We start from the raw sequence: 3,221 nt of genomic DNA, 5'->3' as shown, positions 1-3,221 counted from the left end.
GAAAACGCGCCGACGCTAACGTCTCTACGAGACTCAGCTACGGACAACGTCGGTAAGGCTAGTTCGTTATACGCCATAGCTTAAAAATTATTGAGAAAGGTGAGAAACAAAATACGAAAGAGAAGAGTTTATTTTTATTTACTAGCCGATCTGCTTGAATTTCTCTAAGACAAATGCTCTTTGAATGGGATCATAAAAAAAATGCTTCGAATCTTAAAAAGCATCAAATTTCATTTAAACAGGCTTCCGAAGTCTTTTTAGATAAAGATGCTATCTACTTACCTGATGAAAAACATGCTGAGAATGAAGACAGGTGGTTAGTCTTAGGAAAAATTGAAAATTTTACTGTGGTTGTTGTTGTTTTTGTAGACAAATCTAACAAATCAGAAGAAAAATTAAGAATAATTTCCGCTAGAAAAGCTGATAAATCCGAGGAGAAAGAATATCTCCAAAGACTAGGTAAACACTAAGAAATGAAAAAACATTACGATTTCTCAAAAGGCAAAAAAGGGATCTTCTTCATTAAGGACAAGAAAGACATCCACCTTCCTATATACCTTGATAACGATATTGAAGAATATTTTTCCAAAATTGCTTTCTCAAAAGGTAAAGATATCAATTCAATCATTAACAAAGTTCTAAAGAAGGAAGTTGAACTTCAAAAGGAACTTTCTGCTTAAACATATCTTTCTTACTTGTATGATGTTCACAAGCAAATGAACAGCGTTAAACTTAGTTAAATATCATTTATTTAAAGCTTTATTCCTGAAATAATAATCGAAACCTAATCTTAGCTAGTTTCTTAAAACAGGTTTTCACCTGCCCAAAAAACTAGAAAATTAATCTAGTTAATTAAATTGTTTATTCCATTCCCATTATTATCACTTCCAATGATAATAATGGTTTTTAATTCTTTAAACTCCAATAGATTGAATTAATGTAGATGCAAGTAACTACATTTGTAATTAGAAATGGAAAGATGAAATATTCTCTAACACAAAGCTACGGCGTATAACTACGCCTTACCGCTACGCTGCGGGATTCACTTCGTTCACCCTTGCTCGGGCTGAAGCCACATTGTCCTCCGTCACGTTTCTTGCTTAAGCAAGAAAGCGTGCCGACGCTAACGCCTCCTTGAGGCTCAGCTACGGACAACGTCGGTAAGGCTAGTTCGTTATGCGAAATCAAAAAGAAATTAACATTATGAAAAAAATCAAAAAGTCTGCTAACAATTGGTTAAGAGAAAATAAAATCTGGAACAAATACAAAAATATTTTTCTAATTTTTCTCACAAATATTAAAAATAAAAATTCTGTATTAACGACAATTGAACTATCAAAAACAAAAAGATTATATATCTACATAATTCTATATCTGTATATAATATTCTATTGTTTTATAGCAATATTTAATAGTGCATCGGATTGGGAAATATCGAATCCCAAGAAAAACAATTTATTCAACTTTATATCAGCTATTGCAACAATATGCGGATCAATCGCTGCTTTATATCACTTTTTCATTTCTTCTGTAACCGATATTGTTTTAACAAAAATTCTATCGGCCAAAATTCATGAACTGCTAGATCAAGGAACATCAAAGCATAATCCAAAGATAGAGAAATATTTATCAGAACAAAAATATAAAAAATCTGCAAAAAAATTAATTAACTCCTATAGAGAAGACCTTATTGAACAAAGAAATGATTTTTCCTTTAGCTTTGAGCAATCTTTTAAATTAACATATAACTTAAAAAAGGAAGTAGAGTTTAATGAGGCTGAATTCTTTGCTTTTCTTATACAATTCTATTCTGATAATTACTGGTATTGGGATGATTTTGTTGAAGTTTCCAAAAAAATAATACTAAAGAACAAAAAAACAGCTAGTGAGGGAATCTGGATTTACCTATTATCCAAAGATCCTACATTAAATCAGAACGAAAAAGAAGAAATAATTTCAAGCTATTTATATGATATTTTCCACTCTGAAGAAAGTAAATTCGAAAAAATAATTGAAGCAGAAACTACATTATCTGATCAGGAATTATTTTCACACGTTATAACAAGTACTTATATACAGGCAGACTATAAACCGGACGTAAATATTAAATCGCACAAAGGACCGGTTTTACTAATCAAGAATGAAGAAAAATTTTCTTCGTGGTGGAAAAAATTAGATGAAATAATATCAAAGAAACTCTTACAAGATGGAAAAATTACAAATGAAGATGTCGAAGAGTTCTCAGCAAGAAATTACCTAAAGAAATTAAAAGATGATATAGTAACTCAACCCTTTCATACTGCACTAAAAGAAAGTAAAATAATCAATAATTTTTTAGAATTTCTAAGACAGTCTCCTATTTTTTATTTCGACACTCGTGATTTGCCTCCAGAATATTCCGGAAATCCAAAGATTTATATTAATCGAGTTTTAAAACCAATTGCAAAAAGACAGCATAACAATTTAGTCAAATTTATTCAAAAAAAAATAAAGATCAAATCTATACCTAAAAAAGATATTGTACTTAATTATCAATTAATACCTTTTCAATCAGAACAAATGATTGTAAAAGTCGATTCAGAAGATTATCCAAAACCAATACAAAAAATACTTATTTCTTCAATGTTAAGTTACGATCAGAAAAAGAGATTAATTAGATCTCATATAATCGAAACGAAAAAATTCATAAAAGAAGTTACTCCTTTTTCATTACTTGCAAAATCAATTTCTATCGAAAAGATTACAGAATTAAAAAAAGCAGAATCTCAATTATTAAAAGAATTGTCACTATCAAAAAATGGAAACATTATATTTAAAGGTATTGATTCAATTACCTCCTCCGAAAAGGATATCGAAATTTTGCTAAATATTCTTTTTAATAAAATCAAAATGATGAAAATTAAAATAAAAAAATCCGAATTAAAAAATGCTTTAAAAGAAATTTTTAATAATGCAAAACGCATTAAAGAAAAAATTAATTAAATCTTTTTGACTTCGCATAACTACGCCTTATCGCTACGCTTCGGGATTCACTATCGTTCACCCTCGCTCGGGCTACGCCACATTCCTCTTCTGTCACTCGCTTGCATACGCAAGCTACGTGCCAGTCCCTAACGCCTCTCTGAGGCTCAGGGTCGAGGAACGTCGATAAGGCTAGTTCGTTATACGAAAGTCGAAAAATTAAAATCATGAAACTTATAAAGAAATATTGGAAAAAAACA

Annotated in this window: 3 protein-coding genes; all 3 read left to right on the top strand. The window is 30.2% G+C overall.

Translation table 11 applies throughout. The annotated features are described in order from the left end of the window. The first annotated feature begins 173 nt into the window (after positions 1-173). A complete protein-coding gene (locus tag EHS11_RS13020) occupies positions 174-470 on the top strand; it encodes a BrnT family toxin (protein WP_135764852.1) in 297 nt (98 codons plus the stop codon). A gap of 3 nt (positions 471-473) precedes the next feature. Next, entirely contained in the window at positions 474-680 is a 207-nt protein-coding gene (locus EHS11_RS13015) for a toxin-antitoxin system, antitoxin component (protein WP_100736135.1), read from the top strand. Between the two features lie 523 nt (positions 681-1,203). Then, entirely contained in the window at positions 1,204-2,982 is a 1,779-nt protein-coding gene (locus EHS11_RS13010) for a hypothetical protein (protein WP_135764851.1), read from the top strand. Positions 2,983-3,221 lie beyond the last annotated feature (239 nt).

This window comes from Leptospira ilyithenensis (genome assembly GCF_004771005.1).
GTDB lineage: Bacteria > Spirochaetota > Leptospiria > Leptospirales > Leptospiraceae > Leptospira_A > Leptospira_A ilyithenensis.
The sequence above is the reverse complement of the archived record's forward strand: the minus strand, read 5'-3'. Positions and strand labels throughout refer to the sequence as shown.

What these genes read in the sequence shown, in the direction of transcription:
- EHS11_RS13020 (WP_135764852.1), top strand. Translation starts at nt 174, where the DNA reads ATGCTCTTTGAATGGGATCATAAAAAAAATGCTTCGAATCTTAAAAAG.
- EHS11_RS13015 (WP_100736135.1), top strand. Translation starts at nt 474, where the DNA reads ATGAAAAAACATTACGATTTCTCAAAAGGCAAAAAAGGGATCTTCTTC.
- EHS11_RS13010 (WP_135764851.1), top strand. Translation starts at nt 1,204, where the DNA reads ATGAAAAAAATCAAAAAGTCTGCTAACAATTGGTTAAGAGAAAATAAA.